The sequence below is a fragment of the Streptosporangium sp. NPDC051022 genome (assembly GCF_040683035.1).
Taxonomy (GTDB): domain Bacteria; phylum Actinomycetota; class Actinomycetes; order Streptosporangiales; family Streptosporangiaceae; genus Streptosporangium.
The window spans coordinates 202,851-220,914 of record NZ_JBFBCF010000008.1 but is presented as its reverse complement, the minus strand read 5'-3'; the positions used below and the strand labels follow the sequence as shown (position 1 = coordinate 220,914).

The following is an 18,064-nucleotide window of genomic DNA, read 5'->3' as shown; positions in this document are numbered from 1 at the left end:
GCCCTGGTCCCTCCGGCGGCGTCTCAAAGGCCATGATCCGGAGCTATGGGCGGACGTGTGCGATACCTGCGTCTGCAGGGATCCTCGCTGCTCCGACGCTTGGGGGTCGTCATCGGAGAGCTATCACAGTGGGTATCCGGTACTGCGGTATATGGAGATTAAGGGCGGCCTATAACACTGTCAACGACTTGTTTTCCATTGGGCGGCTCCTTAGGATCCTGTATACCGTATCCCCGATTCGACCCCCTTGAGCGGAGGCATTGTGCAGCCGACCGCCCGTCGGGTAGGCATGATCACCCCGTCCTCCAACACCGTTGTGGAGCCCGTGACCGGCGAACTGCTGGCCGCCCGGCACGACGTCTCGGTCCACTTCACCCGGATTCGAGTGACGAGCATCAGCCTTGATCCCACGGACACCCGCCAGTTCGGCCAGGACTCCTTCGTCGACGCGGCCCGCCTCCTCGGCGACGCCCGCGTCGACGTCGTCGCCTGGAACGGCACCTCGGGCTCGTGGCTCGGCCCCGACCAGGACGAACACCTGTGCCGTGCCATGGAACAGGTCACGGGCACTCCCGTGACGACCTCGACGCTGGCCCTCCTCGCGGCGCTGCGGGCCTTCGAGACCCGGCGCCTGGGCCTGCTCACGCCGTACACGCGGGACGTCGGCGACGCCATCGCCGTGCGCTACGCGGACCACGGCTTCCCCGTGCACGCGGCCCGCCATTTCGGTCACACCACCAACTACGACTTCGCGCTGGTCACGACCGCGGAGCTGGACGAGGCCTTCGACGGGCTCGTCGCCGCGGGCTGCGACGCCGTCGCGGTGGTGTGCACCAACGTTCGCGCCGCGCACCTCGCCGCCCGCTGGGAGGGCCGGAGCGGCGTCCCGGTGCTCGACAGTGTCGCGGCGACGCTATGGCACGCCCTCGGACTGGCCGGGGACACGACGCCGATCACCGGGTACGGCCGGCTCCTCGCCGCCCCGCCCGCAGCCTCCAGGCAGAGATGAGGAACGCCATGGCCAAGGACATCAAGATCCTTATTGGAGTCGACGTCGACGCCGTCGCCGGTTGGCTCGGCTCCTACGGCGGCGAGGACTCGCCGAACGACATCCAGCGCGGAGTGTTCGCAGGCGAGGTGGGCACCCCGCGTCTGCTCCAGCTCTTCGAGCGGTACGACCTGCGGACCACCTGGTTCATCCCGGGCCACTCCATCGAGACCTTCCCCACCGAGATGGCGGCCGTCGCCGAAAAGGGACACGAGATCGGGGCGCACGGCTACTCCCACGAGAACCCCGTCGACATGTCCCTGGAGCAGGAGCGGGACGTGCTCGGCCGCTGCGTCGAGCTGATCCAGCGCCTGTGGGGACGCCCGCCGCGCGGCTACGTCGCCCCCTGGTGGGAGATGAGCAACCACACCGCGGCCCTCCTCAAGGAGTACGGCTTCTCCTACGGCCACTCGCAGAACTACAACGACTTCCACCCCTTCTACGCCCGCGTGGGCGACGAGTGGACGAAGATCGACTACAGCGGGCGGGCCGACGACTGGATGAAGCCCCTCAAGCACGGCACCGAGGTGGACCTCGTGGAGTTCTGCGGCAACTGGTACGTCGACGACCTGCCGCCGATGATGTTCGTCAAGAAGTCCCCCAACAGCCACGGCTTCGTCAGTCCCCGCGACGTCGAACAGCTGTGGCGCGACCAGTTCGACTGGGTCTACCGCGAGTTCGACTACGGGGTCTTCCCCGTGACACTGCATCCCGACGTGTCCGGACGGCCGCAGGTGTTGCTGATGCTGGAACGGCTCTTCGAGAGCTGGCTCGAACTGCCCGGGGTCGAGTTCACCACCTTCGACGCGGCGGCCGACGACTTCCGGCGGCGCTATCCTTTCGAGGGCACCGAGCGACCGGCACCGGTCGGCAGCGGTCCGGGACCGAGACGGAAGATCGGGGAGACGGCCCTGTGAGCAGGCAGGCGGACGCGCCGGGTTCGTTCGACATCGACGCCGACTACAAGCCGCTCAGGGACCGCGTCCGCGACGAGCTTCGCCAGCGCATCATCGACGACGTGTATCCCCCGGGCACGCGCCTCGTCGAGACCGAGATCGCGGCCCAGCTCGGGGTCTCCCGGCTGCCGGTGCGCGAGGCGATCCGGGCGCTGGAGAGCGAGGGGTTCGTCAAGACGATTCCCCGCCGGGGCGCGGTCGTCGTGGAACTCTCGGAGCAGGACGTCGAGGAGCTGTTCGACGTACGCGAGGCACTGGAGGTCCTGGCCAGCCAGCAGGCGGCGACCCGGGCCACCAAGACCGAGCTGCGGCGCGTGCGGGGCATCCTCGACCGCTGCCGCAGAGCGCTCGACGCCGATGACCGCGTCGCCCTCGGCACGGCCAACGAGGCGTTCCACGACGAGATCCTGAAGCTGTCGCACAACGTCCTGCTCCACTCCGTGCTGGAACCCCTGCAGGGGCGCCTGCACTGGCTTCTGCGGCAGACCGGTGACCCGTACGACCTGTTCGAGGAGCACTCCGCGTGGTTCGAGGCGATCGCCTCGGGCTCGGCCGACCTCGCCGCCGAACACGCGCGCAGGCACGCCCGGCTGAACCGGGAGATCGTCCGCGGGCTCCTGGCCGAGCGGCAGCACCAGGCCCCGTCGGCCTAGCGGGTTCCGGCCACCTCCGCGGCACGCCGGAAAGCACTGCCTGAAAGCGCCGCCGGAAAGCACTGCCCGAAAGCGCCGCCCGAAAGCAGCGCCCGGACCTCGCCGCGTACCGCGGCGGGCGGACGAGGCGTCCCCGCCGCGCCCGCACCCCGCCCGTCTCCCCTCGCTCCCCTCGCTCCCGTCGATCTCCCCGCGCTCCCCGTCCATCTCCTCTCGCCCCCTGCCCGTCCGCCCGTCTGTCCGCCTCCTCGCGGCCCCGTCCGTCCTCGCGCGCCGCCGCGGCCTCTTTCCGTCTTCCCACCGACCAGGAGCACCACCATGTCCGATCCCACGCGGGCGACCCTCGACGCCCTGAACGGCACCGACGTCCATCTGAGCCACGTCTGCAAGGCACGCGACGCCACCGACCGGGTCGGGCCGCGGCGCTTCCTGCACGCCGGACCGCCGATCGAGCTCGCCGGCATACCCGGGCCCATGCGGGGCGCGATCATCACGGGCCTGCTGCTGGAGCGGGAGGCCGGGTCGGTCGCCGAGGCCGAGGCGATCATCGATCGCGGCGAGGTGAGCATCAGCCCCTGCCACGACGCGAACGCCGTCGGAGCGATGGCCGGGATCATCACGCCGAACACCCCCGTCGTGGTCGCCGAGACCACGGACGGCATCAGGACCTTCTCCCCCCTGAACGAGGGCATCGGCGGCGCCATGCGCTACGGGTCGTACGACGACATCACCCTGGCACGGCTGCGGTGGCTCGGCGACGTGCTCGCCCCGGCCCTCGACGAGGCCCTCCGGCACTCCGACCCCCTCGACCTGCTCGCCCTGGTGGCCGAGGGGCTGCGGCGGGGCGACGACTGCCACAACCGGCTGGTCGCGACCAGCGCGACCCTGCTGGTGGCGCTCACCCCGGGCCTGCTGCGCACCCGATTCGAACGCGAGGACATCGCGAAGGTGGTCTCGTTCATGGCCGGCAACGGGCACTTCGCACTGCCCTTCGCGATCTCGGCGGCCAAGGCGGTCACGCTGGCCGCCGCCGGAATCCCCGGCAGCCCGATCGTCACGGCCATGGCGAGCAACGGACGGGAGTTCGGCATCCGCGTCAGCGGGCTCGGTGACCGCTGGTTCACCGTGTCCGCGCCGATCGGCGACCCGGTCCTGCTGGACGGGGCGACCCTCGACGACGTCACCCCGACCATGGGCGACTCGATGATCTCCGAGACCGCCGGCTTCGGCGCCTTCGCGATGACCGCGGCGCCCGCGATCATGTCCTTCGTCGGCGGCGACATGGCCCAGGCCCAGGAGATCACCGCGCGCATGCGGACCGTCTGCGCCGGGACGAGCGGGCGTTTCCTCATCCCGGCCGAGGACTTCCGGGGAACGGCGCTCGGCATCGACGTGCACAGGGTTCGCGCCACCGGCGTCGAACCCGTCATCAACAACGGCCTCGCGCACCGGGAACCGGGACGCGGCCGGGTCGGAGCCGGGATCACCCCGATTCCGGTGGAGCCGTTCGCCGCGGCGAGCCGGGCACTGGAGGAGGCCGGCTCCGGAGAAGCCGGCGCGGCCGAGGAACTGGAGTTCCACGCGTGAGCGGTACGGACATCCCCGCCTTCACCCCCGCCGATCTCGCCGCCGTCGCCGGCCGGTGGGGACTCGACCCCGAACTGGTGGACCGGCTCGGCCCCGCGATCGACCGGATGCGCGACGTCTACGGCCGCGTGCGGAACCTGGCGACCGAGGGACGCGCCCCGGAACCACCGCCCGTCGCGGTCACCCGGGTCCCGCGCGGCCCGGACAATCCGTACGGTGCCTGGCTCCACCGGATCGACGACCCCGGGCTGCCGGGGAACGGGCCGCTCGCCGGGCGGACGGTGACCGTCAAGGAGTCGATCGCGGTACGCGGAGTGCCGATGACCCTGGGCAGCCGCCTCATGGCCGGCTTCGTCCCCGGGTCCGACTCGGTGGTCGTCGGCCGGGTCCGGGACGCCGGAGGGGTCGTCGTCGGCACGTCGGTCTGTGAGGACCTGTGCTACTCCGGATCGAGCTTCACCAGCGCGCACGGTCCCGTCGGCAACCCCTGGGACCCGCGCCGCTCGGCCGGCGGCTCCTCCAGCGGCGCCGCGGTCCTGGTGGCGACGGGGCAGGCCGACTACGGCATCGGCACCGACCACGGCGGCTCGGTCCGCAACCCCGCCGCCTGGTGCGGCGTCTTCGGCCTCAAACCGACATACGGGATCATCGACTACGACGGCGCGATGCCGACCGAGCGCACGCTGGACCACATCGGCGTGCTCACCCGAAACGCCGCCGACCTGGTCGCCTTCCTGGAGGCGACCGCCACGCCGCCCCCGGGCGGAGAGCACGAGTCGTACACCGGCGGGTACGCCCGCGAGATCGCCGGGCTGCGCGCCGGAATCCTCGCCGAGGGATTCGGCTGGCCGGGCCGTTCCGACCCGCGTCTCGACGGCGAGGTCCGCGAGGCCGCGCGGGCGCTGGAGCGGCTGGGGCTGACCGTGTCCGAGGTGTCGGTGCCGCTGCACCGGTACGGCAGGGACATCCACCTGCCCATCTCGATCGAGGGCGGCCTCACCACCGTCTTCGAGTCCCGTCTCCAGGGCAACAACCACTTCGGCCCCTACCACCCGAACTTCGGGGAGACCTTCGGCCAGGCCCTCGTCAGCCGTCCCCAGGACATACCGGCCGGAGGGGTGCTGGCGCTCGTCGGCGCCACGCTGCTGCGGGACGCCACCCACGGCAAGGTCATGGCGTACGCGCAGCAGTTGCGGCTGCGGCTGCGCGAGCAGATCGACCGCGCGCTGCGCGAGGTGGACCTCCTCGTCCTGCCGACCGTCCCGATGCCGCCTCACCCGCTCCCCGCCGACCCGCGCGAGGCGGTGATCGACACCGATCTCCCCTTCGAGATGCACGACAACAACTGCGTGTTCAACCTCACCGGGCACCCGGCGCTCAGCGTTCCGTGCGGATTCGTGGACGGGCTGCCGGTCGGCATGCTCCTGGTCGGACGGCCCGGCACGGACGCGCGCCTGATCCGCGTCGCGGCCGAGTTCGAGGAGCGCGTCTTCCGCTGCCCCCCACCCCCGTCCCGTCATGACCACCACGAGGCCCCGGGCGGCCTCCCCGCCGCGAGGAGCGGACGATGACCGAGCAGGCACTGAACATCTTCGGCGAGCCGCTCGAGGCCTGCGGCTTCGACCCGATCACCGGATATCGCCGCGACGGCTACTGCTACACCGGTCCCGACAACCCCAAGGGGCACACCGTCTGCGCGATCGTCGACGAACGCTTCATCGCCTTCCAGTCCACGGTCGACAACGACATCGCGACCCCCCGGCCCGACCTCGCCTTCCCCGGGCTGAAGCCGGGCGACCACTGGTGCGTCATCGCCTCGAAGTGGTACGAGGCGTACCTGGCCGGCTGCGCCTGCCCGGTGAACCTCGCGGCGACCAACATCCGGGCGCTGGAGGCGATCCCGCGCGAGGCGCTGATGGAGTACGGGGTGGACCTCCGTACCGAGGCCCCGGACGACACCGCGGCCCCGGAGGGCGTCACGCCCCCGGACTACGGCGAGGACCCCTCACGATGAGCCGCTGGAACGCCCTGCGCGCCTACTCGGCCCTGCCCGCCACCACCGGTTCCTGGTTCCTGGCGGTCACCCTGATCGGCCGCATCCCCGCGAGCATGGGGCAGCTGGGCGCGCTGCTGCTGGTCAGCGGGGCCACGGGATCCCTCGCGCTCGGCGGCGCCACGGCCGCGGTCTTCGCCCTCGGGCAGGCGGCCGGCGGACCGCTCGTCGGGCAGACGGCGGACCGGTACGGGCACCGGCCGGCCGGACTGGTGGCGGCGCTGCTGCACACGGCCGCCCTCGTCCTGCTGGTGGTGTGCGTCGAGCGGGACGCGCCCACGTGGGCGGCGCTGGCGGCGTCGGCGGTCGCGGGCTTCTCGGTGCCGCAGGTGGGCCCGCTGTCCCGGGCCCGCTGGACCGCTCTGGCCCACCGGGGACGGCTGCCCATGGATCGTTTCCCCACGGCGATGAGCTTCGAGGGGACGGGCGACGAGTTCGCGTTCGTCCTCGGGCCCGCGCTGGTCGGCATCATCGCGACGGCGACCTCGCCTCCCACGGCGGTGCTCGTGGCGGCCGGGCTCACCGTCACGATGTGCGTGGCCTTCGCCCTCCATCCCACGGCCACCATGGTCACCCGGGGCCAGAACCGGGAGGAGGACGCGGCGGCCCCGGTGCTGCGCGTTCCCGTGTTCCTCCTCGCCGCCGGGCTGACCGGCCTCGGCTGCTACTTCGGCTCGGTGCAGGCCGGCATCACCTGGCGCGCGGTCGACGCCGGCGCCGACGGGGCGGCCGGGCTGATCTACGCGCTGCTCGGGCTGAGCAGCGCCCTCGCCGGCGTGCTCGTCCCGATGCTGCCCGCGTCCTTCACGCTCGCCCGCAGGCTCCGGACGGGCTTCGTCCTGCTGCTCGTGCTCACCCTGCCCCTCGCGCTCGCCGGGGGACTGCGCATCGGCGGTCTGTGGCTGCTGGCCCTGCTGATCGTGCTGCCCGGTGTCACCATCGCGCCGATCCTCGTCACCGCCTACACACAGGCCGAGATGACGGTCCCGGTGGCGAAGATCTCGTGGGTCATGACCGTGCTCTCCTCCTCCGTCGTCGTCGGCTACGCGATCGGCGCGCTGCTGTCGGGCACCCTCACCGACCGGTACGGCCCCCTCGCGGCCTTCCTGATCGCACTCGGCGCGGCCGGCGTCGGCGTCGCGGCCAGCAGTCTCGGGCGGCGGCGGCTGGCGGCGCTGCGTCCGGGGTAGGGGAACCCGGCGCCGGGGCCGGATCCCCCGTGGACGTCAGGGGCGGGCCCGGCCACCGCGCCGGGCGTAGGCCGCGGGGAACATGCCGACCGCGGCGGTGAAGTCGCGGGTCAGGTGGGCCTGGTCGGCATAGCCGAGCTCGGCGGCCGGCGTGGCGAGGTCGAGGCCCCGGTAGACCCGCTCCGCGGCCTCGTGCAGCCGGAAGCGGCGGCCGGGGCGACCCCCCGCCGCGCGGTCAGGCCGGGACCTGCTCCGTGTCCACGATCAGGAGCACCTCCGGGTCGGCCGCCGCCTCGACCGCCTTCTTGATCTCCTCCGGATAGTTCCCGAGCGTCACGGATCCGTATGACCTGACGTTCAGGTACGCGCCCTCCCACGCGGGGGATTTCACCCGCACCCCGCCGGGAGGCTCCTCGGCGGCGCTCACCCATTTGTGGGCGAGCAGAATGCCTCTGGCCTTCTTGAGGGAGTCCTGGGCGTTCACTCCTCCGACGTCGATGACGAAGGTGTTCGTCATCTTGTCGGGTCCGCCCGCCTGACCGGGGGTCTCGGTGGTGGCCTCCGCCAGCACCTTGCCGATGCCGCGCACGTCGTCGAGAACGGCGGGGTCGACCCGCAGCGCTTCGGAGACCAGCCCGCATCCCGAGAACAGGAGCTGCACGCTGAGCAGGATCGCGGCCGTTGTGAGAGTGCGGGCCGCCCGTCGCGGGTTATCGGCTTTGATCAATGACATCTTCTCGCGAACACCGTCCTCGTATCGATCGCATGCCAAGTGACCCGCGGAGAAGCGACTCCGTGTTTCGAGGACGTCTCCTCGGTACGCGAATCGCCCCGTCCGTGCCGCGCGATCACGCGCCACGTCCGGGCCGCAGGCCAGAGATAAACGTCGGGCCAGTATGGTGCAGAGGCGGTGAATCCATCAACGGAACGGCGTTATCCGAGATCGGCGACGCGCCGATCCGGCCCCCGTCTCCGCCCGCCGATCCACGGCACCGGCACCGGCACGGGTACGGGTACCGGCGACGGCGGGAAAGTCCGGTGACCGAGAGATCCGATGACAGAAAGGTCCGGTGGCACGGAGCCGGGCTGACATCGTTGTCGACGGGGAGAAAAAGTCAAAGTTGCATGGCGTGCAAGTCTGGGTATGGTCGGAAGAGGACGCACCATCCACTGTGATCCACCACAGGAGCGCTGATGACTCGTTCTACAGCCGAGGTTCCCCGCGCCGAGCGATCTTCCCCGTCCGATCAGGCCACGTTGCGAGTGCGGCTGCCCGCCGAGCTGACGGCCAGGCGGTGCCCCTTCGACCCGCCCCAGGCGCTGGCCGGGATGCACGCCGAGGCGCCGGTCGGCCAGGTGACCCTGGACACCGGCGAGAAGATATGGGTGGTCACCGGCATGGACGAGGCCCGTGCCGTGATGTCCGACCCCCGGTTCAGCGCCGACCGGTTCAACCGGCGCAACTCCCTGCTCGCGGTCCCCGAGGAGATGCGCGAGAAGCTGTTCAGCGCGCGTGCCAGGGCCGGGCAGTTCGTGGCCATGGACCCGCCGGAGCACACCCGCCTGCGCAAGGCCGTCGTCGGCCAGTTCACCCTGCGCCGGATGCGCGCGCTCGTCCCGCGCATCACCGAGATCGTCGACGCCCACCTGGACGCGATGGAGGCCGCGGGCACCTCGGCCGAGCTGATCAGCGCGTTCGCCCTGCCCGTGCCGTCCCTGGTGATCTGCGAGCTGCTCGGCGTCCCGTACGAGTCCCGCGCCGACTTCCAGCGCCGCACGGCCACCGTCCTCCGCATGGACACACCGCTGGAGGAGGTACTGCGGGTCCGCGACGAGATGCGGCAGTTCATGCACGACCTGGTGGCGGCCAAACACGCCCAGCCCGACGACGGCCTGATCTCCGGGCTGATCCACGGCGACCACGCCGGGGAGCTCACCGACGACGAGCTGGTCGGCATCGCGAACCTGCTGCTCGCCGCCGGGCACGAGACCACGGCCAACACGATCGGTCTGGCTGTCTTCGCCCTGCTGGAGCACCCCGACCAGCTGGAGCTGCTGCGCCACGACCCCGAGGTGGCCGACAGGGCCGTCGAGGAACTGCTGCGTTACGTCCCGATCGTCCACATGGGCCCCCTCCGCATCGCCACCGAGGAGGTGACGGTCGGCGGTGAGCGGATTCCGGAGGGCGGCACGGTGATGATCTCGACGCCGCAGATCAACCGGGACCCCACCCACTGGGAGGATCCGGCCGCCCTCGATCTCACCCGCGAGCGCAACCCGCACCTGGGCTTCGGGTACGGCATCCACCAGTGTCTCGGGCAGCAGCTCGCCCGCGCGGAGCTGAGCGTCGCCCTGCCCGCGCTGGCGCGCCGCTTCCCGCACCTGCGGCTGGCCTGCCGCCCGGAGGAGGTACCGATGCGCGACAACATGTTCGTGTACGGCGTGCACTCCCTGCCGGTCGCCTGGGACGCCCCCGGCCAGGCCTGACCCCGCCTCAGTCCCGAGAACGGTCGAACGGTGCGCCCAGCCCGGCGTCGAGCTGGGCCACCACCGCGTCGATGAGCACGCCGAGCGGGCCCGACTCGCTCAGCCAGCGCTGGGTGGCCACCCGCAGCGCGCTCAGCGCGCACGACGCCACCAGCCCCGGATACAGGTCGTCGTCCGCGACCCCCGCGCGTTCCGACACCGCCGCGGCCAGCTCGCGCTCGTGCGCGGCGAAGGCCTTGAGACGGTACGGCAGCAGCGCCGGGTCGCCCCGCAGGGCCTGCAGATGCTCGGCGCGGAAGCGCAACTCGTCCTCGTCCACCGCTTCGAGCACGGCCGCGCGCCACGCCACCAGCACCGGCTCGGCGGCGGGACGCCCCCTGAAGGCCGTGACGATGGCCTCGGCGATGACCGCGTCGCCCGCGACCACGGCCTCCTCCTTGCAGGAGAAGTAGTTGAAGAAGGTCCGCAGCGCGACCCCGGCCTCCTCGGCGATCTGCTCGGCGGTGACGTTCGGCACCCCCCGCTCGGCGCACAGCCGTAACGCGGCCTCGCTCAACGCCGCCCGGGTCGCGCGCTTCCTGCGCTCCCGCCGCCCCACGCCACCTTCGTCCATCAACCGCACCTCAGCGATCCCGCCTGCCGTATCCGGAGGATAGAGGGTCACCGGCCGTTCCCACCTCTCCCCCGGCCATCGGCTCCCACCTCGGGGCGGCACGCCCGATCCTCACGTCTTTTTCGGATCCGACGGCGGACGACCACCGATCAGCCCCGTGATCTACACGTATGGGCTTCCATCGGCAACAGCTCCACAATTAGGCAGATTTCCCCCAGGAGCATCACCCGAAGGGGCATCACCCGAAATCGCGCGAGACCCCCCGAGGGCGCCGCCATTTAAAGTGAACTTTTTTCACAATCAACCACTTTGTCAATTTATGCTACCAAAATCGGATTTATTGATTTCGCGGGGTTTTGACAGCAATAATCGGCACGCCCCCTCGAATCGAGGGCGGCCAGAGGGGCGGAAGACGACTCCGGCTTCCACACGTGCGAGGAGGCGCCATGGCGTTCGGCATGGAGGTCGAGGTGGCCCGCCCGGTGCTCACCCCGGACAAGAAGAATTTCGCGGGAGACACCGAGATTCTCCAGCTCCCCTTCGTGGGAAAACTGGTCAGCGACTATCGGCTGCACCCCACGACCAAGAACGCCACCTACTCCAACGCCGAGTTCGTACTGGCCCACTTCGACCAGCACGCCGGAAGCGAAACCGAGGCGAAGGGAGAGCTGGAGGCGCGCCTGGCCATTCTGGACTCGCTCGTCGACGACCTCTACGAACAGACCACCGACGAACTGCTGAAAACCCTGATCAGCGCAAAGTCCACGAAACGGTACACCGAGTTCCTGACCGCCAGGATCGACTCCGCCGCGGTGAAGACCTACCAGCTCAAGCACGTGTGCGAGGCGCTGGTGGCCCCGCAGACCGTCAAGGTCCCGGCCGGGTACCAGCTGCTGATCCACTACACGATCGGCATCCCGCCGGACCGGCTCGCGCCCGCGCTGACCCAGCTCGCGAAGCTGACCCGCCAGGCGGCCAAGGGGAACAACATCGTCGAGCACGCCGCCAAGGCCGAAGCCGTGGCGAAGAAGCTCGCCAAGCTGCTCCCCACGGGAGCGGTGAAGTCCGACCAGGTGGACGAGCTGGTCGGTTTCCTGGCCCTCGTCTTCGTCCAGGCCGCCGCCTTCGCGGACATCGTGGAGAACAGCCCCGGCGGGACCGTCGTCTCGCAGCCGAAGAACTTCGTGGCGGCGCTGTCCCGGGTGCCGCTGCAGACCGTCTTCAACGGGCTGCACCCCGATGTGCGGAGCGCGCTCAAGGGCAAGGCCGCGCTCGTGTGGGAGAAGATGGGCGACGACATCATCGGGGCGTTCAACGACGACGACTCCCGCAAGCTGGACTCCCTGCCGAAGATCACGATCAAGGACTACGTGATGTCGGCGTTCGGGCACGGTGCCGTCGTGGCCCAGGCACGCGTGTTCGGCGGCATGAACGAGACCGGGCTCGACCCGTCGGTGCACAGCCCCGCCGACCCCGACCCGAAGACAGGGCGGGGCGTGCCCGTGGAGCTGCGGGCGGTCGGCGTCCACCATCCCGACTGGGACGTGTTCCTGGCGGACGCGCGCAAGGTGTTCGCCTGGTCCAGGGGCCTGGCGTCGGCCAATCCGAAGGAGAGGTCCACCGACCACTGGCTGGGGGCGCTGACGGCGCGGCTGGTGCCGTACGAGACGGCCGTCGGCAGGCTCCCCGGCAGCGGGGCCGGTACCGCCGAGCGCCGGGAGGTGCTGCGGCTCTGCCAGGAGACCGTCGAGGTGATCGACCTCTATCCCGGCTTCCCCTTCCTGCCGCGCGCCACCGGGTGGAAACCCGCCGACCTGGCGGCTCTGAGCGTGTACCGGCGTTTCATCGCGGCCAACAAGATCGCCGCGGCGAGGCTCAAGGGCTTTCCCCCCGACCCGTTCGCCGGCTCCGCCTTCGACGACGACATGGACGACTCGGAATCCGAGGACTCGGAGGGTCAGGGGGGCGGCGAGATGAGTGAGGGCGACGGGGGCGGAAGCGGCGACGAGGCCGAGATGAGCAGCTGACCGGCAGGGGCGGCCTCCGCGCCCGCCCGCCTTTTCATGCCCCTTCTCCCCCTTCAGTGAGGAACGGAACACAACAATGACCTACGAGATCCGCGGCACGACGGGATCGCCGGTGGCGGTCCATCCCGCCCCGGCCATCGGCCCGGCGGCGCCCGTGACCCAGGTCCGCACCACGGTCCGGGTGTTCGTCTTCGAGGCGCCGCCGGGCTGGCGGCGGATCCGCCTGCTGGAGGGCCCCGAAACCGGCAGGCAGGGCTGGGTGCGGGAGACCGACCTCGTCACGGTGCCGAGCGGCCTCCTGGCCGCCGAGGACGAACTGCTCGCGCTGTTCGCGGCGTTGCGCGAGGCGCGCTTCACCCCGCCCAGCGGCGTGCCGACCCCGATCCCGTACCGGTATCCGGCCGACGGGTGCTTCGCCCGCGCCGAGCTCATGACGAACCTGCTCGCCCTCTCGGGCTACCAGGTGGACAAGGTGTTCGCCATCGCGGCGGGCGGGCTGCGTCTCAACACCCCTCACGGCGGCGACCAGCCCGGTTTCGGCGAACGCCTCCAGGTGGAGTGGTGGTACCACGTGGCCCCCATCGTCTACATCCCCTCGGGCGAGAAGAAGCCCGAACCGGTGCTGCTGGACCCCTCGGTGTCCGACGGGCCGACGAGCATCGGCGAGTGGGTCCGGAAGATGACCACCGGGCCGATCGAACAGGAGATCACCTACGACCAGCTGCGTCAGTATCTCCTGGCCGCCAAGGCGTATCCGGCCGACCGCACGCTGGTGGTGCGGGCCGGGCCCGTCGTCTACTCGCCGCCGCTCGCGACCGACCCGGCCAGGACGGTCGTCGCCAAGCCCGGCAGCGTCGCGCAGGAACTGGCCGGCAGGGCACAGCTCGTCCCGGCCCACGACGTCGTCGCCGGTCTCGACCAGCTCTTCCGCCGCTGCTACCAGACCTGGTCGACCAGCCAGAACACGCGGAACCTGGCCGTTCCCTACGCGGGGTACGGCGTGGAGCTGAACGCGCTGCGCGGCCAGATCCAGACGCTGCTCCCCGCGCACCGGCTCTACATCAGGACCGCGTTCCCCAACTTCTTCGGCGACTGGCGCAACACCTTCGTCGGCAGCGGCGCCGAGAACGACTTCCGCGCGCTGGAGGCCCTGCTGGCGTCCTGACCGCCCGCCCCGGTGTCCGGTGAGGGCCTCACCGCGATCGCCCGGGGGATTTCCGTACCGCCGGGCACCCGCCCCGGTCACGGCCCCCGGCACCGGTACGCGCCCGGCTGGAGGCCGCGCGAGAGGGCGGGTTAGCCTGGAGGGGTGGACATCGCCACCGGCACATATCCGCTGGGTCCGGAGAGCGGCCGGCTGCTGGTGCGGACGACCCGCACCGGGCTGGGCGCGAAGGCCGGGCACGACCTCACGCTGGAACCGGCCGACTGGCACGGTGAGGCGATCATCGACGTCGCCGACCCGGCGCGCTCCTCGGTGACCGTCGAGGTGGACGCCGCGTCGCTGGAGGTGCGCGAGGGAACCGGCGGCGTCAAACCGCTCAGCGACTCCGATCGCGGGGAGATCGCGAAGAACATCCGGGAGAAGGTCCTGGGCACGGCCCGGCACCCGACGATCACGTTCCGCTCGGCAGGGGTGAGCGGCACCGCTGAGTCGTTCCGCGTCGAGGGCGACCTCACCCTCGCCGGAGTCACCCGTCCCGTCACGATCGAGGGCCTGCTGGCCGAGGGCCGCGTACGGGGCTCCGTCACGATCGTGCAGAGCCGGTGGGGCATCAAGCCCTACTCCGCCCTGTTCGGCGCGCTCCGCCTGAGCGACGAAGTGGGCGTTTGGTTCGACCTGGCTCTCAGACCGGCTCCCTGATCCCCGGGGCCCGGCCCGGCGATCCCCAGGCCCCACCCCGTCACGCCCGGACACCGCGCGCCTCCGCCCGCGAACCCCGGACACCGCGCGCCTTCGCCCGCGAACCCTGAACACCGCGCGCCTCCGCCCGCGAACCCGGACACCGCCCGTCCCGCCCTCCCCCGGGCACGGCCCGGTGATTCCGGTTCCGCGCGAACGGGCTGTCCGAAACCTGTCCGGCTCCGCCGAAACAGATCACCTGAATCCCCTGCCCGAGGATCACGGCGTCCCGGGTCGTGATCCCGAGCACGGCGCCGGCCTCGGTCGCCGGTTCGAGCGGGCATCCGGGAGAGAACTTGACGGGAGGCGGCCGCCACTCCGAGTTGACATATACGGACATAACTTTGCCGCTTGCGACATACCGTGCGTTACGGAAGGATCACCAGGCACACTTCGCCACTGTCCGTATTCCCATCCGGACAGACGGGCGTGCTCCGCACATTGACAGATGACGATATGGGAGGCTGTCGTGCAGCCGCAGGAGAGCATCGAACGGTTCGGCTACCGGCAGGAATTACGGCGTGGGGTCGGGCTGGCCGACCTGGTGTTCTACAGCCTGATCCTCATGGTGCCGATCGCCCCGTTCGCGATCTTCGGCCTGGTCTACTCCCGCTCGGGCGGCATGCCGGTCCTGGCCTACCTCATCGGAATGATCGCGCTGCTGTTCACCGCCGCCTCCTACGCGCAGATGGTCAAGGCGTTCCCGCTGTCCGGCTCGGTCTACACCTACGCCGGACGTGGCATCGCCGCACCGGTCGGCTTCATGACCGGATGGGCGGTGATGCTCGACTACTTCCTCGCCCCCTGCCTGCTGTACCTGGTCGCCTCGGTCGCCATGCACGACACCGTGCCCGAGGTTCCGGTGTGGATGTGGCTGCTCGTCTTCGTGACCGTCAACACCGTGATCAACCTGCGGGGCATCCGGATGACGGTCAGGCTCACCAAGGCACTGATCATCGCCGAGCTGGTCGTCCTCGCCCTGTTCCTCACGGCCGGTGTCTGGGCCCTCATGCAGGGCAAGGGGCAGGGGTTCAGCATCTCGCCGCTGTTCAACGCGGACACCTTCTCCTGGCCGCTGGTGTTCGGCGCGGTCTCCGTCGCGGTCCTGTCCTTCCTCGGGTTCGACGGGATCAGCCTGCTGGTCGAGGAGTCCACCGGCGGCTCGGCCCAGGTGGGCAGGGCGATGCGCCTGGCCCTGATCCTGGCCGGTGTGCTGTTCATCGTTCAGGTCTGGGTCGCCGCCCTGCTGGTGCCCGACCCCGCCGGCCTGCTGGCCCACGATTCCGGCACCGCGTTCTACGACGCGGCCACCGTCGCCGGCGGCGAGTGGCTCTCGCGCATCGCGTCGACCGCGACCGCGCTCTCCTGGGGGCTGGCCGACACCATGGTCGCCCAGGTCGCCGTGTCCCGCCTGCTCTTCGCGATGGCGCGCGACCGGCAGCTGCCGTCCTTCCTCGCCAAGGTGTCGGTCAAGCACTCCGTGCCGGCCAACGCCACCCTGCTCGTCGCCGGGCTGTCCGTCGTGCTCGGGCTGTGGATGTCCAGCCGCGAGGACGGCATCGACCTGCTCGGAAGCCTGGTCAACATGGGCGCGCTGGTCGCCTTCGTGGTCCTGCACCTGTCCGTCATCGTGCACTACGTGGTCCGCCGGCGGTCGGCCGACCTCTGGTCGCACCTGGCCGTGCCGTTGATCGGGATGGCGATCCTCATCTTCGTGGTGATCAACGCCAACGTCATGGCGCAGACGGTGGGCCTGCTCTGGATCGGCGCCGGCGCCCTGGTCCTGGCGGGCATGTACGTCGCGGGCCGCTGGCCCACGCTGCCGGACCTCGGCGCGCCGGAGGTCCCTGTGCCGGGAACCACGGAGAGATCGACGTGAGCGGCACCGTACGCGGTCCGCGGGACCTGCCGGGCCGGCCGCGCGGGTCCCGCCCCGTCATCGGGGGCCGCCTACGCCCGCCGTCCGCCAGATCGGGACGCCCGCAGTAAAGGACATCCGCCGCCATGACCCGGCTGCCGCTCCACCAGGAGCTGTACCTCATCGCCCACGACCAGTCCGGCAGGCCCCTGATCCATCAGTCCTCGATGGCCCTCGGGCTCTCCGGAGCCGTGCTGCTCGAACTGGCCCTGAGCGACCGCGTCGCCGTCGCCCGGGGTCAGGGCGGTGTCCGCGACCGGACTCCCCTCGGGGACACGGCCACCGACGGCTTCGTCGCACTGGTCCCGGGGGATCGTTCGACCGTGGACGTCAAGTTCTGGATCAAGAAGGCCGCCGAGAACGTCTACGACCGCACCCGGGAGGACCTGGTGGCCGCGGACGTCCTCCTCCGGGTGACCAAACGCCGCATGGGCGTGCTGCCGCAGACCCGCTACCAGGTCGCCGACATCACCTCGATCGTCCGGGCGTGTTCCGGGGTGCGCGCCGCCGCCGAGGGCAGGGAGCAGCCGGACGCGCGGTGCGCCGCGCTGTGCGGCCTGGTCGGCGTGCTGCGGGTGGAGGCGGAGCTCTACCTCGGCCGGCCGTCGGCTCAGCTGATCGGCCACCTGCGCGCCATCGCCGACGGGCACTCCCCCGTGGTGCGGGAGGTCGTCGGCATCGTCGAGACACTCGTCAACGAGGCCGCCGTCGCCGTGTACCGATGACGGCCCGGGCACCGGCCGTACCGTGGTGGATGAGGTACCTGTCGCTGGTGGTGGGTGGAGTAGGCGGTCAGAGACGGCCGTAGACGGCCGTGGCGTCGTCGAGCGCCTTCCCGCGAGGCCACCGGGAGCCGTCCGGGTCGCCGCGCTCGGCCTCGCGGACCCGGCCGATCAGCTCCCGGGGGCCGTCGTGTTCGAGGAGGTCGAGGACCTGCCGCCAGGTGGCCAGGCCGAACAGGTCGACGAGCCGGGAGGCGCCGTCGCTCAGCAGCGCCACCGCCCGTACCCGGTCCGCCGGGAGGGCGCCGGTGAGGGCCTGTTCGCCCGCGAGCGGGTCGACGGAGGCGACCCAGAAACCGCCGTCGCGGTTGCGGTGGCCGCGCATGATGTCGATGTAGCGGCGGAACGCCTCGGCGTCCTCGGGGCCTCCGCTCCACAGGCCCCCCTTCAGCTCCGCCCGGTAACGCGCTCCGATCCGCTCCACCCGGTCGTCGCAGACCACCGTCGGCTCCGCGTCACCGGTGTCGAGGACGACGACGGAGTCGGACAGCACCAGCCATTCCAGGCTGTCGTCCGTACGGCGCAGCATCGCGACCGTGGCCGAGGGGGATCCGGGGTGGGACAGGTCGCAGGTGAAGTCGTGCAGTGAGACGACCGTCTTGATCGAGTTGGCGAGAAGGTCGGCCAGCGGGTCGGCTCTCTGGGTCACCGCGGCCAGCAGGGTGGAGCCGAGCGTGCGGGCGTACCAGGCGACGCCGTGTGAACAGCCCGATCCCATGCCTGCCGGCACCCCGGCCCCGTCCAGCAGGACCACCGCGCCGGAGGTGACCCCGACGAAGTCCTCGTTGGGCCGGTCGGCGGAGGCGGGTTCGGTGGCGAGGCTGAGCCGCATGTCAGTCGTCCCTCG

General features: G+C 71.1%; 17 protein-coding genes. 13 read left to right on the top strand and 4 right to left on the bottom strand.

The genetic code is table 11. The features are described 5' to 3' along the window. Positions 1–289 precede the first annotated feature (289 nt). The 7 genes from AB0N02_RS16820 to AB0N02_RS16790 all read left to right on the top strand — a co-directional run bounded on the left by AB0N02_RS16820 (position 290) and on the right by AB0N02_RS16790 (position 7,487). Positions 290–1,009, top strand: a complete 720-nt coding sequence (locus AB0N02_RS16820) for an aspartate/glutamate racemase family protein (protein WP_363946754.1) — start codon at positions 290–292, stop codon at positions 1,007–1,009. Positions 1,010–1,017: 8 nt separating this feature from the next. After that, the gene (locus AB0N02_RS16815; protein WP_363946752.1) at positions 1,018–1,965 is read left to right on the top strand and encodes a polysaccharide deacetylase; all 948 of its coding nucleotides are present in this window, start codon (positions 1,018–1,020) and stop codon (positions 1,963–1,965) included. Beyond that, positions 1,962–2,657 (top strand): GntR family transcriptional regulator, encoded by a 696-nt coding sequence (locus tag AB0N02_RS16810; protein ID WP_363946749.1) that lies wholly within the window; start codon positions 1,962–1,964, stop codon positions 2,655–2,657. Before AB0N02_RS16815 ends, AB0N02_RS16810 begins: the two co-directional genes overlap by 4 nt. A 318-nt stretch (positions 2,658–2,975) precedes the next feature. Further along, a complete protein-coding gene (locus AB0N02_RS16805) occupies positions 2,976–4,244 on the top strand; it encodes a DUF1116 domain-containing protein (protein WP_363946746.1) in 1,269 nt (422 codons plus the stop codon). After that, positions 4,241–5,815, top strand: coding sequence for an amidase family protein (locus AB0N02_RS16800; protein WP_363946743.1), 1,575 nt, complete (start codon positions 4,241–4,243; stop codon positions 5,813–5,815). The genes AB0N02_RS16805 and AB0N02_RS16800 overlap by 4 nt, the downstream gene beginning before the upstream one ends. Next, on the top strand, positions 5,812–6,258 hold the full coding sequence (locus tag AB0N02_RS16795) for a DUF2237 domain-containing protein (RefSeq protein WP_363946740.1): 447 nt from the start codon (positions 5,812–5,814) through the stop codon (positions 6,256–6,258). Before AB0N02_RS16800 ends, AB0N02_RS16795 begins: the two co-directional genes overlap by 4 nt. After that, on the top strand, positions 6,255–7,487 hold the full coding sequence (locus AB0N02_RS16790) for an MFS transporter (RefSeq protein WP_363946737.1): 1,233 nt from the start codon (positions 6,255–6,257) through the stop codon (positions 7,485–7,487). Before AB0N02_RS16795 ends, AB0N02_RS16790 begins: the two co-directional genes overlap by 4 nt. A gap of 36 nt (positions 7,488–7,523) precedes the next feature. Here AB0N02_RS16790 and AB0N02_RS16785 read toward each other — a convergent pair whose 3' ends face one another. Both AB0N02_RS16785 and AB0N02_RS16780 read right to left on the bottom strand, forming a co-directional pair. Then, complete coding sequence (locus AB0N02_RS16785) at positions 7,524–7,685, bottom strand: hypothetical protein (protein ID WP_363946913.1); 162 nt, start codon at positions 7,683–7,685, stop codon at positions 7,524–7,526. A 37-nt stretch (positions 7,686–7,722) separates the two neighbouring features. Next, positions 7,723–8,214, bottom strand: coding sequence for a hypothetical protein (locus AB0N02_RS16780; RefSeq protein ID WP_363946735.1), 492 nt, complete (start codon positions 8,212–8,214; stop codon positions 7,723–7,725). Positions 8,215–8,681: 467 nt separating this feature from the next. Here AB0N02_RS16780 and AB0N02_RS16775 point away from each other — a divergent pair, with 467 nt between their 5' ends. Continuing rightward, positions 8,682–9,974 carry a cytochrome P450 gene (locus AB0N02_RS16775; RefSeq protein WP_363946732.1) on the top strand — a complete coding sequence of 431 codons (1,293 nt, stop codon included), beginning with the start codon at positions 8,682–8,684 and terminating at the stop codon, positions 9,972–9,974. A gap of 7 nt (positions 9,975–9,981) precedes the next feature. Here AB0N02_RS16775 and AB0N02_RS16770 read toward each other — a convergent pair whose 3' ends face one another. Further along, complete coding sequence (locus AB0N02_RS16770) at positions 9,982–10,587, bottom strand: TetR family transcriptional regulator (RefSeq protein ID WP_363946730.1); 606 nt, start codon at positions 10,585–10,587, stop codon at positions 9,982–9,984. A 446-nt stretch (positions 10,588–11,033) separates the two neighbouring features. On the opposite strand from AB0N02_RS16770, the gene AB0N02_RS16765 reads away from it, so the two are divergent. The 5 genes from AB0N02_RS16765 (at position 11,034) to AB0N02_RS16745 (ending at position 17,160) form a co-directional block, all read left to right on the top strand. Further along, positions 11,034–12,614, top strand: a complete 1,581-nt coding sequence (locus AB0N02_RS16765; protein ID WP_363946728.1) for a hypothetical protein — start codon at positions 11,034–11,036, stop codon at positions 12,612–12,614. A 76-nt stretch (positions 12,615–12,690) separates the two neighbouring features. Continuing rightward, positions 12,691–13,779, top strand: coding sequence for a protein-glutamine glutaminase family protein (locus tag AB0N02_RS16760; RefSeq protein WP_363946726.1), 1,089 nt, complete (start codon positions 12,691–12,693; stop codon positions 13,777–13,779). Positions 13,780–13,923: 144 nt separating this feature from the next. Next, entirely contained in the window at positions 13,924–14,478 is a 555-nt protein-coding gene (locus AB0N02_RS16755) for a YceI family protein (RefSeq protein WP_363946724.1), read from the top strand. 487 nt (positions 14,479–14,965) lie between these two features. After that, positions 14,966–16,396, top strand: coding sequence for an APC family permease (locus AB0N02_RS16750; protein WP_363946720.1), 1,431 nt, complete (start codon positions 14,966–14,968; stop codon positions 16,394–16,396). 125 nt (positions 16,397–16,521) lie between these two features. Beyond that, entirely contained in the window at positions 16,522–17,160 is a 639-nt protein-coding gene (locus tag AB0N02_RS16745) for a GPP34 family phosphoprotein (RefSeq protein WP_363946717.1), read from the top strand. Between the two features lie 67 nt (positions 17,161–17,227). On the opposite strand, the gene AB0N02_RS16740 is transcribed toward AB0N02_RS16745, so the two are convergent. Then, positions 17,228–18,049: a protein phosphatase 2C domain-containing protein gene (locus AB0N02_RS16740; RefSeq protein WP_363946715.1), complete on the bottom strand. Its 822-nt coding sequence runs from the start codon at positions 18,047–18,049 to the stop codon at positions 17,228–17,230. Positions 18,050–18,064: the final 15 nt, after the last annotated feature.